This is a genomic window from Homoserinibacter gongjuensis (assembly GCF_030161875.1).
Taxonomy (GTDB): Bacteria; Actinomycetota; Actinomycetes; order Actinomycetales; family Microbacteriaceae; genus Homoserinibacter; species Homoserinibacter gongjuensis.
This window is the reverse complement of record NZ_BSVA01000001.1, coordinates 1,393,670-1,415,076: the sequence shown is the minus strand read 5'-3', so window position 1 is coordinate 1,415,076 and position 21,407 is coordinate 1,393,670. Positions and strand designations below refer to the sequence as shown.

Annotated in this window: 27 protein-coding genes, 1 tRNA gene and 1 pseudogene; 13 read left to right on the top strand and 16 right to left on the bottom strand. The window is 70.5% G+C overall.

Annotation, left to right across the window (positions count from 1 at the left end; genetic code table 11):
- Positions 1-16: 16 nt before the first annotated feature.
- Positions 17-871: an SDR family oxidoreductase gene (locus QQK29_RS07670; RefSeq protein WP_284299215.1), complete on the top strand. Its 855-nt coding sequence runs from the start codon at positions 17-19 to the stop codon at positions 869-871.
- Between the two features lie 173 nt (positions 872-1,044).
- Here QQK29_RS07670 and QQK29_RS07665 read toward each other — a convergent pair whose 3' ends face one another.
- Complete coding sequence (locus QQK29_RS07665) at positions 1,045-1,914, bottom strand: LLM class flavin-dependent oxidoreductase (RefSeq protein ID WP_348533835.1); 870 nt, start codon at positions 1,912-1,914, stop codon at positions 1,045-1,047.
- Between the two features lie 188 nt (positions 1,915-2,102).
- Between QQK29_RS07665 and QQK29_RS07660 the strand changes: the two genes are divergently transcribed.
- From QQK29_RS07660 to QQK29_RS07625, 8 genes are all read left to right on the top strand, one after another.
- Positions 2,103-2,591: an FBP domain-containing protein gene (locus QQK29_RS07660; RefSeq protein ID WP_284299213.1), complete on the top strand. Its 489-nt coding sequence runs from the start codon at positions 2,103-2,105 to the stop codon at positions 2,589-2,591.
- 180 nt (positions 2,592-2,771) lie between these two features.
- A complete protein-coding gene (locus tag QQK29_RS07655) occupies positions 2,772-3,944 on the top strand; it encodes a class I SAM-dependent methyltransferase (RefSeq protein WP_348533834.1) in 1,173 nt (390 codons plus the stop codon).
- A 34-nt stretch (positions 3,945-3,978) separates the two neighbouring features.
- Complete coding sequence (locus QQK29_RS07650) at positions 3,979-4,971, top strand: hypothetical protein (protein WP_284299210.1); 993 nt, start codon at positions 3,979-3,981, stop codon at positions 4,969-4,971.
- Between the two features lie 50 nt (positions 4,972-5,021).
- Positions 5,022-5,108, top strand: a tRNA-Ser gene (locus tag QQK29_RS07645).
- 299 nt (positions 5,109-5,407) lie between these two features.
- Entirely contained in the window at positions 5,408-6,760 is a 1,353-nt protein-coding gene (locus QQK29_RS07640) for an ABC transporter substrate-binding protein (protein ID WP_284299208.1), read from the top strand.
- A 29-nt stretch (positions 6,761-6,789) separates the two neighbouring features.
- Positions 6,790-7,728, top strand: coding sequence for a carbohydrate ABC transporter permease (locus QQK29_RS07635; RefSeq protein ID WP_284299205.1), 939 nt, complete (start codon positions 6,790-6,792; stop codon positions 7,726-7,728).
- Positions 7,729-7,759: 31 nt separating this feature from the next.
- The gene (locus QQK29_RS07630; protein WP_284299203.1) at positions 7,760-8,629 is read left to right on the top strand and encodes a carbohydrate ABC transporter permease; all 870 of its coding nucleotides are present in this window, start codon (positions 7,760-7,762) and stop codon (positions 8,627-8,629) included.
- Positions 8,626-8,964 carry an L-rhamnose mutarotase gene (locus QQK29_RS07625; protein WP_284299201.1) on the top strand — a complete coding sequence of 113 codons (339 nt, stop codon included), beginning with the start codon at positions 8,626-8,628 and terminating at the stop codon, positions 8,962-8,964. Before QQK29_RS07630 ends, QQK29_RS07625 begins: the two co-directional genes overlap by 4 nt.
- 9 nt (positions 8,965-8,973) lie before the next feature.
- On the opposite strand, the gene QQK29_RS07620 is transcribed toward QQK29_RS07625, so the two are convergent.
- Together QQK29_RS07620 and QQK29_RS07615 are read right to left on the bottom strand one after the other, a co-directional pair.
- Positions 8,974-9,651, bottom strand: coding sequence for a FadR/GntR family transcriptional regulator (locus QQK29_RS07620; protein ID WP_284299199.1), 678 nt, complete (start codon positions 9,649-9,651; stop codon positions 8,974-8,976).
- 87 nt (positions 9,652-9,738) lie between these two features.
- Positions 9,739-10,893, bottom strand: coding sequence for a mandelate racemase/muconate lactonizing enzyme family protein (locus QQK29_RS07615; RefSeq protein ID WP_284299197.1), 1,155 nt, complete (start codon positions 10,891-10,893; stop codon positions 9,739-9,741).
- Between the two features lie 156 nt (positions 10,894-11,049).
- Here QQK29_RS07615 and QQK29_RS07610 point away from each other — a divergent pair, with 156 nt between their 5' ends.
- From QQK29_RS07610 to QQK29_RS07600, 3 genes are read left to right on the top strand one after another with little or no spacing between them, the layout of a single operon-like run.
- Entirely contained in the window at positions 11,050-11,274 is a 225-nt protein-coding gene (locus QQK29_RS07610; RefSeq protein WP_284299195.1) for a VOC family protein, read from the top strand.
- Positions 11,271-11,480, top strand: coding sequence for a VOC family protein (locus QQK29_RS07605; RefSeq protein ID WP_284299194.1), 210 nt, complete (start codon positions 11,271-11,273; stop codon positions 11,478-11,480). Before QQK29_RS07610 ends, QQK29_RS07605 begins: the two co-directional genes overlap by 4 nt.
- Positions 11,481-11,484: 4 nt before the next feature.
- Entirely contained in the window at positions 11,485-12,222 is a 738-nt protein-coding gene (locus tag QQK29_RS07600; RefSeq protein WP_431308667.1) for a winged helix-turn-helix transcriptional regulator, read from the top strand.
- On the opposite strand, the gene QQK29_RS07595 is transcribed toward QQK29_RS07600, so the two are convergent.
- The 12 genes and pseudogenes from QQK29_RS07595 to QQK29_RS07540 all read right to left on the bottom strand — a co-directional run bounded on the left by QQK29_RS07595 (position 12,155) and on the right by QQK29_RS07540 (position 19,519).
- Positions 12,155-12,451: a DUF2277 domain-containing protein gene (locus tag QQK29_RS07595; RefSeq protein ID WP_284299193.1), complete on the bottom strand. Its 297-nt coding sequence runs from the start codon at positions 12,449-12,451 to the stop codon at positions 12,155-12,157. The two genes, QQK29_RS07600 and QQK29_RS07595, sit on opposite strands and share 68 nt — an antisense overlap.
- A 40-nt stretch (positions 12,452-12,491) precedes the next feature.
- Entirely contained in the window at positions 12,492-13,088 is a 597-nt protein-coding gene (locus QQK29_RS07590; protein ID WP_284301922.1) for a dihydrofolate reductase family protein, read from the bottom strand.
- A 93-nt stretch (positions 13,089-13,181) separates the two neighbouring features.
- A complete protein-coding gene (locus QQK29_RS07585) occupies positions 13,182-13,436 on the bottom strand; it encodes a hypothetical protein (protein WP_284299192.1) in 255 nt (84 codons plus the stop codon).
- Between the two features lie 78 nt (positions 13,437-13,514).
- Positions 13,515-13,781, bottom strand: coding sequence for a putative antibiotic biosynthesis monooxygenase (locus tag QQK29_RS07580; RefSeq protein WP_284299190.1), 267 nt, complete (start codon positions 13,779-13,781; stop codon positions 13,515-13,517).
- Positions 13,778-14,449, bottom strand: coding sequence for a DUF2306 domain-containing protein (locus QQK29_RS07575; protein ID WP_284299188.1), 672 nt, complete (start codon positions 14,447-14,449; stop codon positions 13,778-13,780). Before QQK29_RS07575 ends, QQK29_RS07580 begins: the two co-directional genes overlap by 4 nt.
- Entirely contained in the window at positions 14,446-14,607 is a 162-nt protein-coding gene (locus QQK29_RS07570; RefSeq protein ID WP_284299186.1) for a hypothetical protein, read from the bottom strand. Before QQK29_RS07570 ends, QQK29_RS07575 begins: the two co-directional genes overlap by 4 nt.
- A complete protein-coding gene (locus QQK29_RS07565; protein ID WP_284299184.1) occupies positions 14,607-14,825 on the bottom strand; it encodes a hypothetical protein in 219 nt (72 codons plus the stop codon). The genes QQK29_RS07570 and QQK29_RS07565 overlap by 1 nt, the downstream gene beginning before the upstream one ends.
- Positions 14,765-15,163, bottom strand: a complete 399-nt coding sequence (locus tag QQK29_RS07560; RefSeq protein ID WP_284299181.1) for a DUF4389 domain-containing protein — start codon at positions 15,161-15,163, stop codon at positions 14,765-14,767. The genes QQK29_RS07565 and QQK29_RS07560 overlap by 61 nt, the downstream gene beginning before the upstream one ends.
- 29 nt (positions 15,164-15,192) lie before the next feature.
- Positions 15,193-16,416, bottom strand: coding sequence for an NAD(P)-dependent alcohol dehydrogenase (locus QQK29_RS07555; protein ID WP_284299179.1), 1,224 nt, complete (start codon positions 16,414-16,416; stop codon positions 15,193-15,195).
- A 35-nt stretch (positions 16,417-16,451) separates the two neighbouring features.
- The gene (locus QQK29_RS07550; protein WP_284299177.1) at positions 16,452-17,126 is read right to left on the bottom strand and encodes a LuxR C-terminal-related transcriptional regulator; all 675 of its coding nucleotides are present in this window, start codon (positions 17,124-17,126) and stop codon (positions 16,452-16,454) included.
- A gap of 71 nt (positions 17,127-17,197) precedes the next feature.
- Positions 17,198-18,520, bottom strand: a pseudogene (locus tag QQK29_RS18875) (winged helix-turn-helix domain-containing protein); the annotation flags it as partial.
- Positions 18,521-19,126: 606 nt separating this feature from the next.
- Positions 19,127-19,519 (bottom strand): TraR/DksA family transcriptional regulator, encoded by a 393-nt coding sequence (locus QQK29_RS07540; RefSeq protein ID WP_284299174.1) that lies wholly within the window; start codon positions 19,517-19,519, stop codon positions 19,127-19,129.
- A gap of 146 nt (positions 19,520-19,665) precedes the next feature.
- On the opposite strand from QQK29_RS07540, the gene QQK29_RS07535 reads away from it, so the two are divergent.
- Positions 19,666-19,992, top strand: a complete 327-nt coding sequence (locus QQK29_RS07535; RefSeq protein ID WP_284299172.1) for a DUF7882 family protein — start codon at positions 19,666-19,668, stop codon at positions 19,990-19,992.
- A gap of 9 nt (positions 19,993-20,001) precedes the next feature.
- Here the strand turns inward: QQK29_RS07535 and QQK29_RS07530 are convergent, their stop codons facing one another.
- On the bottom strand, positions 20,002-21,336 hold the full coding sequence (locus QQK29_RS07530; RefSeq protein WP_284299169.1) for a D-alanyl-D-alanine carboxypeptidase family protein: 1,335 nt from the start codon (positions 21,334-21,336) through the stop codon (positions 20,002-20,004).
- Between the last annotated feature and the right edge of the window lie 71 nt (positions 21,337-21,407).

Below are 21,407 nucleotides of genomic sequence, written 5' to 3'. Positions count from 1 at the left end.
GATGGAAAGGATCCTCATGCCCCTGCTCGTCACCGGAGCCTCCGGCCACCTCGGACGTCTCGTCATCAGCGCCCTGCTCGATCGCGGCGTCGCCGCATCCGACATCCGAGCGGGCGCGCGCGACACCGGGCGCATCGCCGACCTCGCGGCCCGCGGCGTGCAGACGGTTCGGCTCGACTACGACGAGCCGGCGTCGGCGGCGGATGCGATGGTCGGCGTGGAGCGCGTGCTGCTGATCTCGGGGTCGGAGGTGGGCAGGCGCGTCGCGCAGCACCGCACGGTGATCGACGCCGCCGTCGCTGCGGGCATCGCTCAGCTCGTGTACACGAGCGCGCCCCGCGCGACGACCTCGGCGCTGTTGCTCGCGCCGGAGCACAAGGCCACGGAGGAGGCGATCGCGGCGTCCGGACTCGACGCGACGATCCTGCGCAACAACTGGTACACCGAGAACTACCTCGGCACGCTCGCGCAGGCACGCGAGACCGGCGTCGTGGCGTCGAGCACGGGCGACGGACGGGTGGCGAGCGCCTCACGTCGCGACTTCGCCGAGGCGGCGGCAGTCGTGCTGACGACCGACGGACACGCGGGTGCCACGTACGAGCTCGGCGGCGACGTCGCGTGGACTCACGCCGAGCTCGCGGACGCGATCGGCGAGGTGCTCGGGCGCGACGTCGCATACGTGGCGCAGACGCCCGAGGAGCAGACGGCGGCGCTCACAGCGGCGGGGCTGGATGCGGGAACGGTCGGCTTCCTCGTGGGGCTCGACGGCAACATCCGCGAGGGGTTGCTCGGCGAGGTCACGGGCGAGCTGTCGCGCCTCATCGGGCGACCGACGACGCCGCTCGTCGAGGTGTTGCGGTCAGCTGGTTGAGGAGCGGCGCGAAGCGGCCACCCGAGTTGGTTGAGGAGCGACGCGAAGCGGCCACCCGAGCTGGTTGAGGAGCGACGCGAAGCGGCGCGTCTCGAAACCCCAGGGCACGTCGGCGGTTTCGAGACGCCGCTCCGCGGCTCCTCAACCAACTCGGGTGGCCGCTGCGCGGCTCCTCAACCCGCTGGGCGGCGGGCGGCGGCGACCGCCTCGCGCACCCGCGGCGCCACCTCGGCGGCGAAGGCCTCGAGGGCGGACGGGTCGTCGCCCGGCACGATGAAGACCGAGAAGCCGTGGTCGAGCGCGAGCGTCGTGAGGATCTCGACCTGCTGCGCGGTGTCGCCGAGCGCCCCCGTGTTGACGAGCCGACGCACCGAGCCCGGTTCGCGTCCGGCGGCCTGCGCGGCCTCGTCGATGCGGGCGTTGCCCGCCTCGAGGTCGCCCGGCTGCAGGTAGCCGAGCGAGGGCAGCCACCCGTCGGCCTTCTCGCCCACGAGGCGCAGCATCCGCGGCTTGTAGGCGCCGATCCAGATGGGCACGTCGTGCGCGGGGCGCGGACCGCGCTTGGCGCCGTCGACGTGATGGAACTCGCCGCCCGCGACGAGGCGGCCCTCGCCGTCGACGTCCCAGACGCCGCGGATGACGTCGATGGCCTGCGAGAGCGCCGTGACCGCATCGGCGGGCGCGAGGCGGCGTCCGCCCATGGCCTCGATGGCATCCCAGAACCCGCCCGCGCCGAGACCGAACTCGACGCGACCCTCGGTGAGCAGGTCGAGGCTCGCGATCGAGCGCGCGAGTACCGCCGGCTGACGCAGCGGCAGATTGTGCACGTTGCCGGCGAGGCGGATGCGCGAGGTGCTCGCGGCCACGAAGGAGATGAGGGTCCAGGTGTCGTGGAAGGCCGGCTGATACGGGTGGTCTTGGAAGGTGGCGAGGTCGAAACCGAGGCGCTCGGCGAGCTGCGCGCGCTCGACCGCCTGCCGCGGTGGCCGGTTCACCGGGGTGATGAAGGTGCCGAACTCGATGTCGTGGCCGTAGTCGGTCATGCCTCGATCCTGCACCCGAAGGCGCGCGGGGCGTAGGCTCGGCGGGTGCATTTCGTCTCGTCGCAGCCCACTGGGCGTCAGGAGGTCGTCGGCGTTCACTTCGCCGACGCGAGGTAGTCGCGCAACTGCGCACGACATCCGACCCTGAATTCCTCGCCTCGGCGAGACGACCTACGAAAGACACCTTCATGCACGCCTTCAGCGAGTCCGCGATCCGCGGCTCCTTCGTCAACGCTTCGCTCCGCGAGCGAAAGAACCTGCAGCTGCCCGCCCCGATCGACGAGATCGACTGGGAGCGCCTCGACTACCTCGGCTGGCGCGACCCGAAGTCGCCGCAGCTCGGCTACGTCGTCGTCGACCTCGACGGCGAGCCCGTCGGCATGCTCACCCGCCAGGCCGAGGCGCGCCCGCGAGCGCGCGCACAATGCTCGTGGTGCGAAGACGTGCAGCTGCCGAACGACGTCGTGCTGCTCTCCACCCGGCGCGCCGGCGCGGCCGGCCGAAAGGGCGACTCGCTCGGAGCCCTCGTGTGCGAGAACTTCGAGTGCTCGACGAACGTGCGGCGCCGGCCCACCCTCGCCTACGTCGGCTTCGACCTCGAGGCCGAGCGCGAGCGACGCATCGCGGCGCTGCGTGAACGGGTGACCCTGTTCGCCCTTCGGGTGCTCGAGGAGTAGGCGGCGGGGGCTGCGCGCCCACTGCGACCCCGGGCAGTGCGGCCCGGCCCCCGCCCGGCCCGGCCACGGCCTCCGTCTGTTGCCGCGACCCAGGAGCGCTCGGGCGAATCGGCCCGGATGCCGCCGGTTTCCCGGCGCAGTCCTGAGTTGCGAGAACCGGGGCACCGGTACCGTCGACACGTGGCCGACCTGGATGCGATGCTCGCCGCGCTCTCGCGGGAGCCGGATGTCGGTGGCGCCGAGCTGCGCGCGTGGGATGCGGCCGACCGCTACCTGCTGGAGCACGCGGCCGCCGCGTGGCCGGAGGCGCTGGCCGGCGAGGTCGCCGTGATCGACGACACGCACGGGGCGCTCGCGCTCGGCGCCGAGCTGCTCGGCGCGGAGGCCGTGCGGGTGCATCAGGACTCGATCGTCGGGCAGCGCGCGCTCGTGGGGAACGCCCACCGCACGGGCCTCGCGGAGCCGGCACAGCATCCGCTCTCCTCGGTCGTCACCCCCGCCACCTCGCTCGTGCTGCTGCGGATGCCGCGCTCGCTCGATCGCCTCGATGCGGTCGCGCGGGCGGTCGCCGCCGTGGCCGGGCCACAACTCGTGCTGCTGGCGGGCAACCGCGTGAAGCACATGACGCCGACCCAGAACGAGGTGCTCGCCGCGAGCTTCGCGCGCGTGGACGTGACCCATGCCCGCGCGAAGTCGCGCATCATCGTCGGCCGCGACCCCCGCGCCGGCGTCGCGCCGCCCGCCCCGGTCATGGCGCGGCTGGAGCCGCAACCGGGTGGCGGGGGAGACGACTCCCGCCGCGAGGTCGTTTTCCCCGCCACGAGTGCCGCCCTCACGGTCGTCGCCGTGCCGGGCGTCTTCGCGGGCGCGAACCTCGACATCGGCACGCGCGAGCTGCTCGCGACCTTCCACGAGCTGCCGCCCTTCGAGCGCGCGATCGACCTCGCGTGCGGCACCGGCATCCTCGCGGTCGCCCTCGCGCGCGCACACCCCCGGGCCCGCGTGCTCGCGACCGACGTCTCGGCGATCGCGGTGGAGTCGGCGCGCCTCACCGCCGAGGCGAACGGCGTCACGGTCGAGACGCGGCACGACGACGGCCTCTCGGCCGAGCCCGCCGCGAGCGCCGACCTCGTGGTGCTCAACCCGCCATTCCACACAGGCGCCGCCGTGACCACCGAGATCGCGCACCGACTGTTCGCGGATGCCGCCCGCGTGCTGCGCCCCGGAGGCGAGCTGCGCGTCGTGTGGAACTCGCACCTCGGCTACCGTCCGGTGCTCGAGCGGCTGGTCGGTCCCACGCGGCAGCTCGCGCGGGGCCGCAAGTTCACGGTCACGGCGTCCCGGCGCCGTTGAGCCGCCTTCCGCGCCGCCCGGGTGAGAATCGAGCATGGCCGAGACCGCATCCGCGTCGTTCGTGACGGTCGACCGGGCCGCGACCGGTCATCGTTCGCACCGCTACCTGCGACTCTCGCTCGCCGTGGCGGTGCTCGCGCTGTTCGTCGGCGTCGGGGTGCAGATCGCGCGCAGCGGCGTGTGGCTGCCGGCGATCAGCCACTACGTCTACACGCCGGCCGGCGGCGTGTTCGTCGCCTCGCTCGTGGCGGCATCGCTCGCGCTCATCGCGCTCGCGGGCCGCGATCTCGAGACGGTGCTGCTGGATGTCGCGGCAGTGTTCGCTCCGCTCATCGCGCTCGTGCCCACGGGCATCTCGGCCGCGCAGCTGGCACGCATCACCGCGCGAGACGACATCCCGCTCGGCCCGTGCTCCCCGAACGAGGACTGCGTGCCGCTCGAGAACATGGAGGCCGTCTACACGGGCGTCATCACCTACACGGTCGTGCTCGCGTGCGTCGTGGTGCTGAGCCTCTGGATCCGCCGCGACACCGTGCGGATGCTGTGGCGCACACGCGCGGATGCCGCGGTCGCCGGCCGTGCCTGGGCTCTGTGGTCGACGTTCACCGCCCCCGCTGTCGCCGTGCTCGTGGCGGTCGTGCTCAACCTCGCGGCGTTCGTGCCCCCGATCTCAACGGGGTTCCCGTTCAACCCGTGGCTCGGCATCAGCGTGCACTTCGCGGCGACGATCCTGTTCTTCGGCGCGTTCGCGGCGGTGCCGGTGATCAACGTCATCCGGTATCTGGCCGCGCGGCGACGCGGCGACACCCGCATCCCGACCCGCTATGCCGTCGTCTACGTGCTCGTGCCGGCGCTCATCGTGATCGACCTGGTCGTGATGGTGGCGATCGTGAAGGCGGATGCGCCCGGAATCGGGGTGCTCGTATGCGAGGCGGTGGCGCTCGCCCTGTTCGCAGCCTTCTGGATCGCGCAGACGATCCAATGGTGGCGGGAGGACGATCCGCCACACCTGCTGCCGCCGCGGTGACCGCGCATCCGTGTCTGGACCACCGCGCGACGTCCGTTAGACTTCTCGGCGGTACCGTGTCCGAGCGGCCGAAGGAGCATGTCTCGAAAACATGTGATGGTTCACGCCATCCGTGGGTTCAAATCCCACCGGTACCGCGTCTAGTACGAAACGCTCGCCCCTCGGGGCGGGCGTTTCGTACTATCCGCCAGGCAACGTGGCACGAAGCGTGCGCGCGCCGCAGGCGCCGCACCGCGAAGCCACCGGTACCCCCGCTCCCCGACCCCCGTCTCCCCACCGGCCCCGCGCCGCCCGTTCCCATTCCCCCACCCCGCCGACCCCACCCCCTTCGAACTCCATCGTTTGCGCGATAGGTCATATGTATGATCTACTACGATTGCGACGGGCTCCCCGCCGTACCCCTGTCGTCAACGACGTCGACCAGAAAGGTTCTGACATGGCACCACAGCACCATCGCACCTCCGTCTCCCGCCTGCTCATCACCGCAACCGCCATCGCGGGGCTCGCCGCGCTGACCGCGTGCTCGGGTCCGGCGGGCGAGATCGACGAGAACTACGGCTTCGTCGTGGCGGAGCAGAATCCCGACAGCGAGATCACGATCTGGGCGGATGCCACCCGCCAGCCCGCGGTCGAGGCCTTCCAGAAGGCGCACCCGGAGGTCAAGGTCAACCTCGTGGTCGACGACGGGTCCGCCAACGGCTCGGCGACCCTGCAGACCAAGATCGCCCTGGCCGACCAGGCCGGCGAGGGCTGGCCCGACGTGGCGTTCTCCACGCAGACCAACGACGCCTCGTGGGCCGCTAAGGAGACCAACGGCGTGCAGGCCTTCGCCGCGCCGCTCGACAAGGGCTACTTCGACGAGGACTTCCTGAGCGGGTTCACCCCCGGCGCCCTCGACCCGGTCACGATCGACGACACGGTCTACGGCCTCCGCAACGACCTCGCCCCCGTGCTGTTCTGGTACAACAAGACCCTGCTCGACGAGTTCGGGTACGACGTGCCGACCACGTGGGAGGAGTACCAGGAGCTCGGCGACAAGCTCGCATCCGATCACCCCGACTACTTCCTCGGCACGGTGGGCGACAGCTTCGCGGGACCCTACGTCTTCTACTGGTCGGGTGAGGCCCCGATCTACCAAGTCGACGGCGACACGTTCCACTCGGACACCTCTGACGCGAACTCGATGAAGGTCACCGAGATGCTCGACCACATGGTCGCCAACGGCACCCTCACCCAGGACAGCGTCTTCGGCGCCGACTTCGTGGCCAAGGCCGACCACCTGGTCGCGATCCCCGGTCCCGCCTGGTACTCGGGCGCCCTGTTCCAGAACCCCGACAGCGTCAACGCCGCTGCCGGCCAGTGGGGCGCGGCCAACCCGCTCACCTGGGAGAACGGCGGCGACGTCACGGGCAACGTCGGTGGCGGCATGTGGTACGCCTCGAGCCACTCGAAGAACCTCGAGGCGGTCAAGACCTTCCTCGAGTTCATCGTGAGCGATCCGAGCACTGCCGGCACCGGTGGTCTCCCCGCGTACCAGTCGGCAGCGGATGCCTGGCTCAGCGACCAGGCCAGCAGCGGCTTCTACGACGGTGACTTCGCGGGCGCCGTGTCGACGGCCGCCGGCTCGGTCTGGAACGGTTGGGGTTACCCGAACTTCTCGCCCGAGACGTCGTGGACCAAGATCATCATCCCGGGTATCGCCTCGGGCAAGACGATCAAGGAGCTCTCGGCCGACTGGCAGAAGGAGATGCAGAACGAGGCGCAGGCCCAGGGTTACACCATCGGCTGACCGTCCGTTCCCGACAGAAAGCAACATCCGTGAGTTCTCACACCGAGGCCGCCGCCCGTACCGCCCTGGGCGGGCGGCGGCCCCGCCCCGTTCGCGCACCGCTGCCCTCGCGCAGTCAGTCGCGGATGGGGGTGGCCTTCGTCACTCCGTACACGCTCTTCCTGCTCGCCTTCGGCGCGCTCCCGACGCTCTACGCGATCTACCTCGCCTTCACGAAGAACAACGCCTTCGTCGGCCTCGACAACTTCGTGCGCGTCGTGCAGGACTACCGCTTCATGCCGGCCGTCGGCCACGTCGGTCTCTACCTCATCGTGTGGCTCATCAGTCTGATCGTGCTGGTCGTGCTGCTCGCGCTCGCCGTGCACGGCGTGCGCAGCCGCCGACTCTCGACCTCGGTGCGGTTCATCTACTACATCCCCGGGGCGCTCGCGGGGGCCTCGAGCGTGCTGCTCTGGCTCTTCGTGCTCGACCCCTCGGTGAGCCCCGTCTCGGGGCTGCTGAACCTGCTCGGCAGTGACAGCTTCGTGAACACCATCCAGATCGATCGACTGCCGGTCGTGCTCGCCATCATCGCCTTCTGGACCGGGGCGGGCGGCTGGATCGTGATCATGTACGGCGCGCTCAACAACATCCCGAACGAGGTCATGGAGGCGGCGCGCATCGACGGCGCCGGCCCGATCAAGACGGCCCTGTTCGTGCAGATCCCGCTGCTGCGCAAGTGGATCTCGTACATGGTGATCCTCTCGCTCGCCGCGGGCACGCAGCTCTTCGTCGAGCCGCGCGTGCTCTCCCAGGCCAGTCGCGGCGTCGTGCCGCAGGACTACTCGCTGAACCAGCTGGCCTTCCTCTTCGCCTTCAAGCAGAACGATTTCAACGGCTCCGCCGCGATCTCGCTCCTGCTGCTCGTCGTCGCGCTCGGGCTGAGCGTGTTCTTCGTCTTCCGGGGTGGTCTGTTTGAGCGCGATTGATGCCCGCACCGCACGCACAGCGCGCGGCGCCGTGGATCCCGGACGCTGGCTCGGGCGAGCCCTCATCTGGGTGGTCATGGCGGCGTTCGTGGTGTTCTTCGCCCTGCCGATCGTGTGGCTGCTGCTGGCGCCGACCAAGACCCTTCGTCAGCTGCTGCTCGACGGCCCGTTCACGGTGGGGAGCTTCGACGGCCTGCTGCAGAACTGGATGGACCTGACGAGCTACCAGAACGGGCTCATCTGGACCTGGCTCGGCAACTCGGCGATGTACTCGGGGCTGGCCCTCATCGTGACGCTCGCCATCAGCATCCCGGCGGGTTACGCACTCGCCCTCACCGACTTCCGCGGACGGCGCACGCTGCTCGCCACGACCCTCGTCGTGATGCTGATTCCGAACACCGCGCTCGTGCTGCCGATCTTCCTCGAACTGAGCGCCGTACGACTCGTCGGTTCGCCGCTCTCGGTGATCCTGCCGTTCTCGTTCTTCCCGTTCGGGGTGTACCTCACCTACATCTACTTCTCGACCGCGGTGTCGCGCGATCTGCTGGATGCCGCCCGGATCGACGGGGCGAGCGAACTGCGCGTGTTCACCCGAGTGGCGATGCCGCTCGCGACACCGGTGATCGCGCTCGTCGGATTCTTCTCCTTCACGGGCAACTGGAACAACTACTTCCTCCCGTTCGTGATGGTGCCGGGTCGTAAGGCGCCGATCCAGGTCGGGCTCGCCGAGCTGCTCAGCAACGTGCCGCAGTTCAATCCGACCAATGCCGCCTCGACGACGATCGACCTGCCTGCCCTCGCGCTCGGGACGCTGTTCTCGGTCGCGCCGGTGCTCATCATCTTCCTGTTCTCGCAGCGCTTCCTGGTGACCGGGATGACGGCGGGCGGAACGAAGGAGTGAGCGTCCGCCGCTTCGGCATGGCGTGCCGACTCGTTCCCGAACTGCGCGAGGAGTACCTGCGCCTCCACTCGGCCGTCTGGCCAGGGGTGGCTCAGACGATCACCGAGTGCGGCATCCGCAACTTCTCGATCTTCGAACGCGACGGTGTGCTCTTCGGGTACTACGAGTACGTCGGCGACGACTACGAGGCCGACCAGCGCCGCATGGCGGACGACCCGGTCACGCGTGAGTGGTGGGCGCGCACCGACCCGTGCCAGCTGCCATTCGTCGACGAGGGCGACGCGGGCTCACGCGCCGCCTGGCAGGAGTTCACCGAGGTCTGGCACCAGGACTGACGACGCGCGTCAGGGTTCGCGCGGAGCGCGGGCGGGGCGGCGACGCTCCCACGCGATCGTGATGTGATCGTGCATCGCCCGGTCAGCCGCATCCGGGTCGCCCTGCTCGATCGCCTCGAGCACCGCACGGTGCTCGTCGAGGGTGAGGTGCAGCGCCTCGGCATCCGGGGTGCCGGTGAAGCGGCTGCTGCCGCGTGCTCTCTGAAAGAGGATCTGGGTGATGCTCGCAGCGAGCCGGTTGCCCGATTGCTCCATGACCACGAAGTGGAAATCGAGGTCGGCCTCGTTGTAGGCGTCGACGTCGTCGATGGTGGCGATCATGCGGTCGTAGGCATCGCGCAGTTCCTGCTGACGCTGCTCGGTGCGCCGTTCGGCGGCGGCCCGAGCCATCGACGCCTCGAGCGAGGCGCGCACGACGGTGAGGTCATCCAGCACACCCAGGTCGTCGTCGTGGTCGACGAGGGCCGACAGCACGACGGGGTCGATCACGTTCCACGTGCTCGGCGGGTTCACGGTGGTGCCGCGGCCCTGCACGACGGTCACGAGACCCTTCTCCTCGACGCGCTTGACCGATTCGCGGATGACGGTGCGGCTCACGCCGAACTGCTGGCTGAGGAGCGCCTCGGTCGGCAGCGCGTCACCGGGCTGCACCTCGCCGGTGACGATCGCCGTGACCAGATCCTGCACGACGGCGACGCCGAGGCGCGCGGCGGGCGTGCGAGCCGATGAGGAGCGAAGACAGCCCGCGCCGGCTCGACCACATCGACCATGCGGTTAGTTTAGGTCTTTCGCTCCGGGCACGAGCGAGAGCCCGGCTCGGGTGGGTCGCACGTGAGGACCGGCGGGAATGATCCACTCGCTGCTCACCGACGCCCGCGCGATCGCGTCCTCATCGACCTCGATGCCTGCACCGGCGCGATCTCCCAGCAGCACGCCCCCGTCGACCGTCTCCTGGTCGATCGTGATCCCGAACGGCGAGCCCAGATCCTGCACTTCGGAGGTGAGGTGGTTGGGCACCGCGGCGGCCGCGGCGGCCACCGCCGGGTTCGCGGTGAGGCCGACGGGGCTCACCGGCAGGTCGCGGCTGTGGGCCGCCATCGCGACCCGCAGGAAGTGGGTGACGCCCCACACGGCACCCACCTGCACGACGTCGAGGCTGCCGGCGTCGAAGTGCGGCGTGAACTGCTCGAGTCCGGTCAGGTTCTCGCCGCCCGCGACCGCCGCACGCACGCCCGCGCTCAGGCGGGCGTGACCCCGAGCATCCCAGCGGCGCAGCGGCTCCTCGATCCAGGCCAGGTCGAGCTCTCGCTCGACGGCGCTCACGAAGCGGGTGGCCTGCTTGAGGTTCCACGACTCGTTGGCGTCGAGCATGAGGGCGGGCTCCTCGGCATTGGCCCGCAACGCCTCGTCGAGGATGCGCAGCCGGCGCACGTCGTCGGTGACGCTCCGCCCGCCCTTGAGCTTGCCCGCGACGAAACCGCGCTCGGCCATGCGCGCATAGAAGGCCGCGAGCTCCTCGTCGCTCAGTCCGATGTCGAGCCCGGAGGCGTACCCCTCGACATGCCGCTCGCGTGCTCCGAGCAGACGCCAGAGCGGTTCTCCGGCGAGCTTGGCCTTGAGGTCCCAGAGGGCCGAGTCGAGCGTGCCGATCGCGCCGAAGGTGGCGCCCGCGTGACCCGCCTTGAAGACGCGTGCCAGCATCCGGTCGTAGAGCGCACTGACCGAGCGCGGGTCTTCGCCCTCGATGGCCGGGAAGACGCTCTCGATGTCGTGCACGGAGCCGAGGCCCACGCCGGTGAGACCCTCGTCGGTCTCGAGGATGACGACCGGCACCGGCGTAACGCCCGCCGCGACCACACCGTTGACGTCACCGATGGGGCGACCCCAGTCGTGATGCGTGGTCAGTGCGCGGTAACCAGTGATCTTCATGGTCGTCCTCGAGGTTCGCGGCGGCCTGTCCCGCACACGAAAGAGCATACATCACACGTCATATGGATCAGGGGATCCCGGCGCGAGAAAACGGGGGTATTGACGGCACCACTTGTTTTTTGCAAGTGTTAGCGCACCACACGAGAAGAGGGCATCATGACCCAACTGTTCATCAGCCTCCCGGTCGCCGATCTGGAGCGCTCGAACGCCTACTACTCCGCACTCGGCTTCTCCATCAACCCCGCGATGAGCGACCACAACGGCACCTGCTTCGTCATCGAAGACGGGCACAGCTACTTCATGGTCGTCGCCCGCGAGTTCTTCCAGACCTTCACCGAGCGGCCGATCGTCGAACTCGCCGGCCAGGTCTGGGGGCCATGATCGTCTACCTCGAGAGCCGCGACGCGGTCGATGCGCGGATCGCGGATGGGTTGGCCGCGGGCGGCCGCGAGACGCAGGAGCCGTCGGACTACGGCTTCATGTACCAGCGGCAGCTCACCGACCCCGACGGTCACGTGCTCGAGTTCGGCTGGATGGATCCCGAGGCCGCGAACGCAGAAGTCGAGACCGCCGCCGAGCAGGCCTGACGCGGTGGCGGCTCGCGACTACGGGCAGTACGGGGGCGTCGCGCGCGCCGTCGAGCTCGTCGGCGAACGCTGGGCGCTGCTCATCGTGCGCGACCTGCTGGTCGGGCCGCGGCGCTACGGCGAGCTCGCGGCCGGGCTGCCGCGCATCCCGAGCAACATCCTCGCCACACGGCTCAAGGAGCTGCAGGCGGCGGGCATCATCCGTCGCGCGCCGCGCTCGCGCATCGTCATCTACGAGCTGACGCCCTACGGTCGCGAGCTCGAGCCGATCGTGCTGGGCCTCGCCGCCTGGGGCCTCGGCGCCCTCGAGCACCCGCGCGACGAACAGGTGATCACGCCCGACTCGATGACGATCGACCTGCGCAGCGCGTTCCGCGCGAACGTCGCGCTCGAGCTGCCGCCCACCGCCTACGCGGCGCGACTCGACGCGGATGAGTTGCTCATCCGCGTGGACGGCCCGCGCCTCGAGGTGAACCGTGGTGCAGGCCCGGCTGACCTGTCGTTCGCGGCGGGTCCCGGCATCCACCGGCTCATCGCGGGCGAGCTCGACGCCCCGCGCGCGATCGCGACCGGGGCTGTCGAGGTGCTGGGGGCCGCCACGACCTGCTCGAGCGCTTCGCGCGCACCTTCCGCCTCGCCGCCTGAGGTACCCGGGCCGTCGGCCGCCCGCCGCCCTACGCCGACGCTGTGCGGATGCGCACCTCGCGTTCCATGCGCTTCTCGTGCCGCGCACGTCCCTTGAGCGCCTCGGCCTCGCGGCTCTTCGGTGGGGCATTCGTGACGAGCTGATCCAGCATCCGGCGGGTGGCCTCGGCGATCTCGTCGATCGCCTGCTCGAAGGCCGGCGTGTTGGCGCGCGAGGGGTGGGTCGAGCCGCTCACCTTGCGCACGAACTGCAGCGCGGCCTCCCGCACCTCGTCGTCGGTCGTGGGCGGGTCGAAGTTGTGAAGGCAGCGGATGTTGCGGCACATGCCGACGACGGTAGCCCGGATCGTCCGCGCGGCCCAGGCCTCAGCGCAACGGGCGATAGGTGACGTGCGTCACGAGCGACGTCGCACGCACGGAGACGCGCTCGAGTCGCTGCGGCGGCACCCCGTCGAAGATGCGCTCTCCCGCCCCGAGCACGCAGGCCGTCACGTGCAGTCGCAGCTCGTCGATGAGTCCTTCGGCGAGGAACTGGTTGACGGTGCGCGCTCCGCCGGCCACCGAGATGTCACGGTCGCCGGCGACGGCGCGCGCCCGTTCGAGTGCCGCATGGATCCCGTCGGTCACGAAGTGGAAGGTCGTGCCGCCCTCCATCTCGAGAGAGTCACGCGGGTAGTGGGTGAGCACGAAGACGTCGTTGTGGTACGGCGGGTTGGGCCCCCACCAGCCCCGCCAGTCGCGGTTCCACTCTCCCCGCACGGGCCCGAACATGTTGCGCCCCATGATGGTGGCTCCCGAGTCGACGATCGCGTCGACCTCGGCGCGGTTCTCCTCACCGGCCTCGAACATCCACCCGTGCAACCACGTCTCGTCGATGTCGCCGAACGGCGCATCCTCGCGCTGGCCCACGCCCGTGGCGAAGCCGTCGGCCGAGACCGAGAGGTCGCTGAACACCTTGCCCATGAGCATCTCCCTCGCCTGTCTGCGCCTACTCGAGCCACTCGGTGACGAAACGATCGTTCGCGTGGATGTGGTGCGCGCGGTACGCACCGAGCGTCACGAACTTGTGCGGCACGAGCGCCGGCGCCACGAGGATCTGGCCCGCGGTGACCTCGGCGATGTCGTCACCGACCGTGAAGTGCGCCGCCCCTCGTAGACGACGAAGGTCTCGTCGTAGGGATGCCGGTGCAACCGCGGTCCGACGCCCTCCCGCGTGACGCGCTCGAAGATGACCGAGACGCTCGAGCCGAAGAGATACCCCTCGAGATTGCCGTGCTCGAGCTCGGACTGCTCGATGATCCGAATCGTCATGTCGTCGTTCCTCTCGCCGGAGTCGCAGCCGCGTATGCCGACGACGGTAGCCTGCGTCGCCGACACACGTCCACGCGCCTACTCGGTGCCGCGCCTGCGGAGGGCGGCATACCCGCGGAAGAGCTGCGGCACGACGAGGTACACCGCGACGGGCACGACGACGAGCGTCAGCACGAGCGCACGCAGGATCGGATGCCAGTCGGCCGAGATGGGCGCGATCGCCATCATGCCGATCGCGACGAGCGGGAAGATCGCCAGCCAGGTGATGATCGCGCGGACGTGGGTCGAGGGGGCTGTGCCATGAGGGTTCTGCTTTCTGTAGGGGTGCGCATCGAGCGCGGTCACACCCCGTCGGCGACGGGGCGAGGAGCGGATGCGGCGACGCCGCGCCGGCGGATCGCCACCTCCGCGACGGCCAGGTTGGCGACCCAGGCGAGTCCCATCGCGATGGCGCGACCGGCCTGGTGGGATGGCTCGAGCAGCATCGAGACCGGGATGAGGAAGATCGCCTGCGTGCCGGCGGCGACGCCGATCGCGTAGGCGCGGGTCATCCAGGCGCCGTGCACCGCGAACCGTCGACGCACGATGGCGCGGATGCCGAGCGCGAGGCTCGCGAGCATGTAGCCGCCGAAGCCGAGCCGCAGCACCAGGAGCGCCGGCCCGTCACCGGCTGGCAGGTCGGAGAGGGCGCCCATCCACATGCCGCTGAGCGCCACGAGGAATCCGGCGGGGATGAGCACGCGACCGACGAGCTTGTGCCAGCTGCGGCGGCCCCGCCGCAGACCCGGCAGGAACTGGAACGCCCCGAGCACACTGAAGAGCGTCGCCGCGACGATGTGCGTCACGACCGGCAGCGGAAAGCTCGTGAACCGGGCGGCCTCGGGCAGCAGCTCCGGTCCGCCACCCAACTGGGTGAGCCGCAGCGAGCCCGACACGATCGGGATGAGATTGAGCAGGATGAGGCCGACGGCGACCCACGCGCCGCCGCGCGAGGCCCGGCTCGACCCCCTCACGACCGCACCGCCTCGGCACCGCGATGCACCACGGGCGCGGCCGCCGCATCCGAAGCGTCCGGCTCGGCGGCACCCGCGTCGAGCCGGAAGGGCGGGTACTCATCCGTCAGGAACGCGAGATACGCGAGCACCCGATAGCTCCAGCGGTTGATGCCCATCAGGACGTCGAACAGACCGGCCGGGTAGGCCCCGTCACGAGCAGGAAGAAGCCCGCGATCACGACGAGCAGGTTGAGCACCGAGTACCCGCCGGCGAACGCCGCCTGACCCGCGAGCGTGTTGAGCGCGGGAACCGGGTACAGCATGATGTCGGCCGTCACGAGCCCCACGATGAGCAGGTGCGGCACCGCGAGCAGCCACCTGACGAGCACGAGCACGCGTGAGGGGTGCTCGGGGTAGCGGATGTCGAGTGTGGCCGGATAGTCCGCCTCGCCGAGCGTGAATGGGGGTAGCGGTCGGTGCCGAGGGCCGCGTACACGTAGAAGCCAACCCGCCAGTTCCAGCGCAGGATGCCGAGTGTCAGCGCGAAGATCGGCCGCGGGTAGCGCCCCGAGACGAGGATCGCGGCGCCCGCGGCGAACGTGAGCACGACGAACACCACGGCGAGCGCTGCGAGCACCACGAAATGCGGGATGGCCAGCAGCATCTTCACGAGCCAGAGCCAGCGCGACGGCGTCGCGTCGGGGTGCCCGGTGAGGGCGACGGGGGAGGGCATGGTGGTCTCCTTCTCTGTGGAAGCGGATGTCAGGCGGGGATGACGTCGACGGCGACGACGACGCTGCCGCGCTTGCGACCGGTATCGACGAGGTGGTGCGCGTCGGCGATCTGCTCGAACGGGAAGATGCGGTCGATGACGGGCCGCACCCTGCCCGCCTCCGCGAGCCCCATGACGTGCGCGAGGTCCTCGGAGCGCAGCCGCCCCGGACCGGTGACGATGCGGATCTCCTCGCGCCGCGCCTGACGGCGCGCGCTGAGCAGTGAGCGCAGCCCGGCCGCGACCAGCAGCAACGAGCCGTGCGGGGCGAGGCGGTCCCGCACGCGTGCGAGCGGTGCGTTTCCGACGCAGTCGACGATGACGTCGTAACGCTCGGCGCCGGCGGCGAGATCCTCGGCCTCGTGGTCGATGACCCGCTCGGCTCCGAGCGAGAGCACGAGGTCGCGATTGCGCGCGCTCGTCACCCCGGTCACCCGGGCACCGAGCGCGTGCGCGAGCTGCACGGCTGCCGTGCCGACAGCGCCCGATGCACCGTTGACCAGCACGCGCATGCCGGGACGGATGTCGGCCTGCCGCAGGTAGGCGCGAGCGGTGATCCCGCCGAAAACGAGCGCCGCCGCCGCCTCGAACGACAGGGCCGGCGGTTTCACGGCCACGGCGCCCGCAGCATCGACGATCGCGTACTCCGCGTGCCCGCCGAATCGGCTGCCGAGCATCGCGACGACCTCGCCGCCGACGGCGACCCGGGTCTCACCGGGGCCGACCGCGACCACGACGCCCGCGGCATCCATCCCGAGCACGGGGCGTCGCGGACGCACGAACCCGAGCACGAGCGAACTGGGCAGCAGGAGCCCGGCGGGGATGTCGCGTGCTCGCGCCCGATGGTCTGCGGCGCTCACCGTCGTCGCGTGCACCCGGATGAGCAACTCGCCCGGTGCGGGTTCGGGTCGCTGGATCGTCTCGATGGCGACGACCTCAGGCTCGCCGAAGCGGTGATGCACGGCCGCGCGCATCTCGGCGGCGGATTGCGCAGATGCCGCTCCGACCGACAGCAGGGGCACGCCGGCGTCGCGCAAGCGGGCCAACAGCCCGTGCAACGCGGACTGATCGGGCAGGTAGCCGCGCAGCAGCGTGGTGCCGCCGGGCTCGCGAACGAGGCTCATGCCGTCGAAGGAGGCGGCCCAGCGGTCGTCGAGGTGCGAGGCGACGCGGATCTCGTAGAGCCGCGAATCAAGGTCAGGAGATGTGGTCACCCCCGCAAACTAGAAACGGATGTGGTGAGTCGTCATCACCACATCTGGTGATCATCGGGGTGAGTCCAGCAACCCGAGCTCCCCCGCACGCCGCACTGCCTCGCGGCGGGAGGTGGCCCCAGCTTCGCGTAGATGTTCTTGGTATGCGTGCGCACGGTGTTGAGCGACACTACGAGGTGACGCGCGATGTCGGGCCCCGACAGCTCGGTCGCGAGCAACCGCAGCACCTCCAGCTCCCGCTCGCTCAGCGGATCGACGAGTCCGTCGGCGGTCGGCGGCACGGATGTTGCGGCACCCGCGGCGGCCTGCAGTCGACGGAGGTAGCGGGTGGCCCCCGACCGCTTGGCGAGTGCCGCGACCAGGTGCGCGAGCGGCTCGCCCTCGTCGGCGAAGACGTGCAGGTAGCCCTCGGGCTCGGCGAGCGCGACCGCACCTACGAGGGCTTCGAGTGCCTCGGCGGTGTGCCCCGCGCGCTGCGCGGCGAGCGCCCGCAGCACGAGCACCTCGATGACCACTCCGCGGCGACCGCCGGCCTGCGCCGCGGCAAGCAGCCTGTCGAGCAACCGCAGCACACCGGCCAGGTCGTCGGCACCGTCGGCTTCGGCCAGGAGCAACCGCGCGAGCGTGATGTGGTCGTATTCGTGCAGGTAGTCGAGCTCGTCGTCGGGGTCGAGCCGCCGAGCGCGCAGAGCGTCGCGCGCCTCGGCCACCCGACCCCCGCGAGCAGCAGGCGGGCCCGCAGCGCGGCGATCGGCTGCACCTCGGGGAAGAAGTCGGGGGTGTACAGCGCCTCGGCCTCGTCGAGCAAAGGGATGGCGTCGACGGCGCGCCCCTCGGCCTGCAGGAGGCGCGCGGTGGCCATCCGGCGCCGATGCCGATTCTGTGGCAGGCCGGCATGCTCGCCGAGTGTCTCCGCGGCACGCAGCTGCTCGCGCGCGCCCTCGAGGTCGCCCCGCTCGCGCAGCACCTCGGCAAGGCCCGTGTGCATGTCGGCGGCCCCGCGCAGGGGCGGCGCGCTCGTCTGGGCGAGCGCGAGTCCACGCCGGTAGAGCTGCTCGGCGTCGTGCAGCCGACCCTGCGCGAGCAGGATGTCGCCGACCGCGATCGAACCGCCCAGCACGTCCGAACGGTGACCGGCCCGCTCGAGCCCGTCGAGAGACACCAGCCATGCGCGTCGCGCGTTCTCGAGGTCGCCGCGCGCCCACAGCACGAGCCCGTGAAGCCCGTACGCCGAACCCCGGTCGAGGTGGGTGCCCTCCTGCGCGAGTCCCATCGCGATCTCGGTCTGCTCGTCGGCCGTCGCGAGCTCGCCGTTCGCGAGCGCGTGGGCCGCCCGGTAGAGCGCGATCCCGCTGCGCACCGCCCGGATGCTGTCGGGACTGCTGCCGGGCGCCGCCTCCGCCTCGGTGAGCAGCCGTTCGACGCCCTCGGTGCGTCCGGAGGAGAGCAGTACCCCCGCGAAACCCACCCCGAGGTCCGGATCCGCCCGCACGAACTCGGCCGGCAGGCGGGCGAACCACGCGGCGAGCGCCACCTCCTGCCGCTGCTGCTGCATCCCCGGCATCGCCGCCTTGATGAGCTCCGCCGCCCGATCGAACGCGCCCGCCTCGATCGCGTGATCGACGGCATCCGGCAACTGCTCGTGCTCGGCGAACCAGTCGCTCGCGCGGCGGTGCAGCCCGGGCATGCGGTCGCGGGCCTCTGCGAGCAGTCGCGCCCGCAGCATCTCGGCGAAGAGGTGGTGGTAGCGATACCAACTGCGATGCGCGTCGAGCGGCATCAGGAACAGATTCGCGCGCTCCAGCTGCTCGAGCATCGCCGCAGACCCCGCCACTCCCGTGACCGCATCGCAGAGGTCGCCGTTCAGCCGCCCCAGCACCGAAGTCTGCACCAGGAAGGCGCGCACGGCATCCGACTGGCGACCCAGTACCTCCTCGACGAGGTAGTCGACGATGTAGCGGTCATCGCCCGCGAAATCGGCGATGAAGGCGCTCGGCTGATCGCGCCCCTCGAGCGAGAGCGCAGCAAGTTGGAGGGCGGCGATCCAGCCCTCGGTGCGATCTGCCAGGGTCTCCGCATCGGCGGGGGCGAGCTCGAGGCCCATCGTCTCGGTGAGATAGACCGACGTCTCGTCCGGCGTGAACCGCAGCTGGTCAGCGCGCAGCTCACGCAGCTCCCCGCGAGCGCGCCAGCGCGCAAGAGGCAGCGGCGGGTCGATCCGGCTCGCGATCACGAGGCGCGCCGTGCGCGGCAGGCTCTCGACGAGGAAGGTCACGCTCTCGTGCACCGCCGACGACCCGATCAGGTGGTAGTCGTCGAGCACGAGGGCCACCTCGGTGTCCACGTTCTCCCACGCGTTCGCGAGCGTGGCGAGCACCGTCTCGATCGAGTGCGGCGCGGCATCCAGCACGGCGAGGGCGGCGGATGCGACACCCGGATGTGCACGTTCGAGCGCGGTCAGCGCGTAGCGCCAGAACTGCGTCGCGTCGTTGTCACGATCGTCGAGCGAGAGCCACGCGGTCTGCCCGCCGTCGGAATCGGCGAGCCACTCGGCGAGCACGCTCGTCTTGCCGAACCCGGCGGGGGCGACCACGACCACCAGGCGGGCGGGTTCCCCGAGTCGCTCCGTGAGACGGGGTCGCGGCACCACGGCAGCCCGCCGCGCAGGCGGGTGCAGCTTGGTCGCGAGGAGGGGGCCGTCCATCTCGCGTCACCGGCGCCCATCGGCGCAGGCGACACACGTCGTGCGCGCGGGCCGCAGCTCGAGCTGACCCTCGGGAATCGGCCGCCCGCACACCTCGCACACGCCGAAGGTGCCGGCGTGCACGCGTGCCTCGGCGGCATCCAGCTCGGCCAGCTCGGCCAGGTAGTCGGTGCGCGAGCCCTCTGCCTGCTGCCACTCGAACGTCAGGGCGAAGCCCTCCGGGTCGTGCTCCTCATCGATCCAGTCGCCGCGGGCGGTGCGCACGGCGTCGAGTCGCGCCTCGACGCCCGCGAGGCGCTCGGCGACCACCGCTCGCCGGGCGGCGATCCAGCCGAGTGCAGCATCCGGTGACGTCATGTGCCCATCGTCACCCATCCGGGGGCGGAGATCGAGCCCCATGTCGAGAACCGTTTTCACTTTTCACCCGCGAAATACAGGATCATCACATACGCTCAGCGGAAGAGCAGTATTCACCGCGAATGTTCGCAACTCGTAGCGCCTTGGTGTTCTGAGCCGATCACGAGCCATCACCAAACGGGGCCATCATGGGCGTTCTGTATTACGCCGACCAGGCGATCGCGATCGACGATCGCACCCTCGCACATCTCAAGGTCGCGGCCGTCACCAAGTTGCGCCGCGGCGAGAGCTTCACGTTGTCGTGGGCGCACGCGCCCGACGAGGTCGCGGGGCGCACGACGATCTGGATGCACCCCTCCATCCCGCTGCGGTTCGAGTTCGAGGAGCCCGAGGCTCCCCTGCTGCACCGCGAATGGATCGAGAGCATCCTGCGCTCGTCGAACTCCACCGGCGGCATCCAGCTGACGGCCGAGAGCATGACAACGGGTCAGGTGCCGCAACTCACGAGCGTCTGAGTCGCCGGCCTACCAGCCGAACAGCTCAGCGGGGTGGGTGAGACGCCACCACGCGTCCGGCTCGCTGATCGTCGTATCGAGCACCACCGGCACCGTCGCGGCCTCCGGGCCCGCCGTCCAGGTGACCGACGCCACCTGCTGGCCCGCGACAGCGCTCGTCACCGTGGGCGCCGTCATCGAGACGGCGATCTCGGTATCCGACCAGAGTTCCAGCGATCCGCCCGATTCGAGCACCATCCGGGCCTGCTCGCCCCATGCCGACGACACGGTTCCGACCGTGCGCCCGGCTTCCCCGACGGTTACCCGCTGGAAGCCCGCCGCGATGCTCTCGAGCCACGCCCGGATCTCGCGGTCGACCGCGTCGTGTGAGGTGCCGCCGAGCAGCACACCCAGGATGTCGAGCTGGCCGGCTCCCGTCGCGAGACGGGCGGCGAACAGCAGGTTCGACCCCGAGCCCTCGAGCGTGCCGGTCTTGACGCCGTACACGCCGCTCACCCCCAGCAGGGTGTTGGTGTTCGACCGGAACTCGAGCCCCGGCACGTCGAGTGTCTCGGATGCGACGATGTCGGCGATCGCGGGGTTCGCCATGGCGAGGCGGCCGAGCGCGAGCAGATCGCGGGGCGTCGACACGTTGCGCGCGTCGATGCCGGTGGGCTCGACGATCGTCGTGTGCTCCAGCCCGTTGGCGGCGAGCCAGCTGCGTGCGGCGGCGAGGAACCCGGACTGCGAGCCGAAGGCCCATCCGGCCGCGGCCTCGGCGTAGTTGCACGCCGATACCACGAGCATCGTCTCGAGCACGTCGTGCAGGCTCAGCGAGCTGCCGGTGGGCATCTTCGCGATCGTCGCGCCGAGCACGTAGTACTTGTCATAGAGGTCGTGATCGGCCTTATCGAAGGTGAGCGTGGGGCCCGGGTCGTCGGATGCCGCGAGCGGCTTCGCGTCGAGGATCATGAGCGCGGTGATGAGCTTGGTGATGCTCGCGATGGGCCGCGACTCGTCGGCGCCCGAGGTGGCCCAGATGCCGGCCGCATCCGCGCCGAGGTACTCCTCCGCCCCCGCGACGCTGATCGCCCACGCGCCCTCGGGCGGCGTGAGGATCGTCGCGGGAGCCGGCGGCTCGGGCGCGCGCAGCGCGGTGGTCTCGACGGCAAGGGCGGGAAGCGGTGCTGAGAGGCTCACCCCGACGTATCCGCCGACGATCCCCACGACCACGAGCGCCGAGAGGCCGACGATGAGCCCGCGGCGGCGGCGCTGCTGACGTCGTCGGATCGGGTCGACCGGCTCGTGGTCCGCGTGCGGCTCGGAGTACTCGGCCTCACGCAACATCGCGCTGAGCTGGGTCACGCCGTCGGGCGACCCGTTGTGCGGCGCCATACGCCCTCCCCGGTCTGAGTGCCGCTCATTCTGCCACTCAT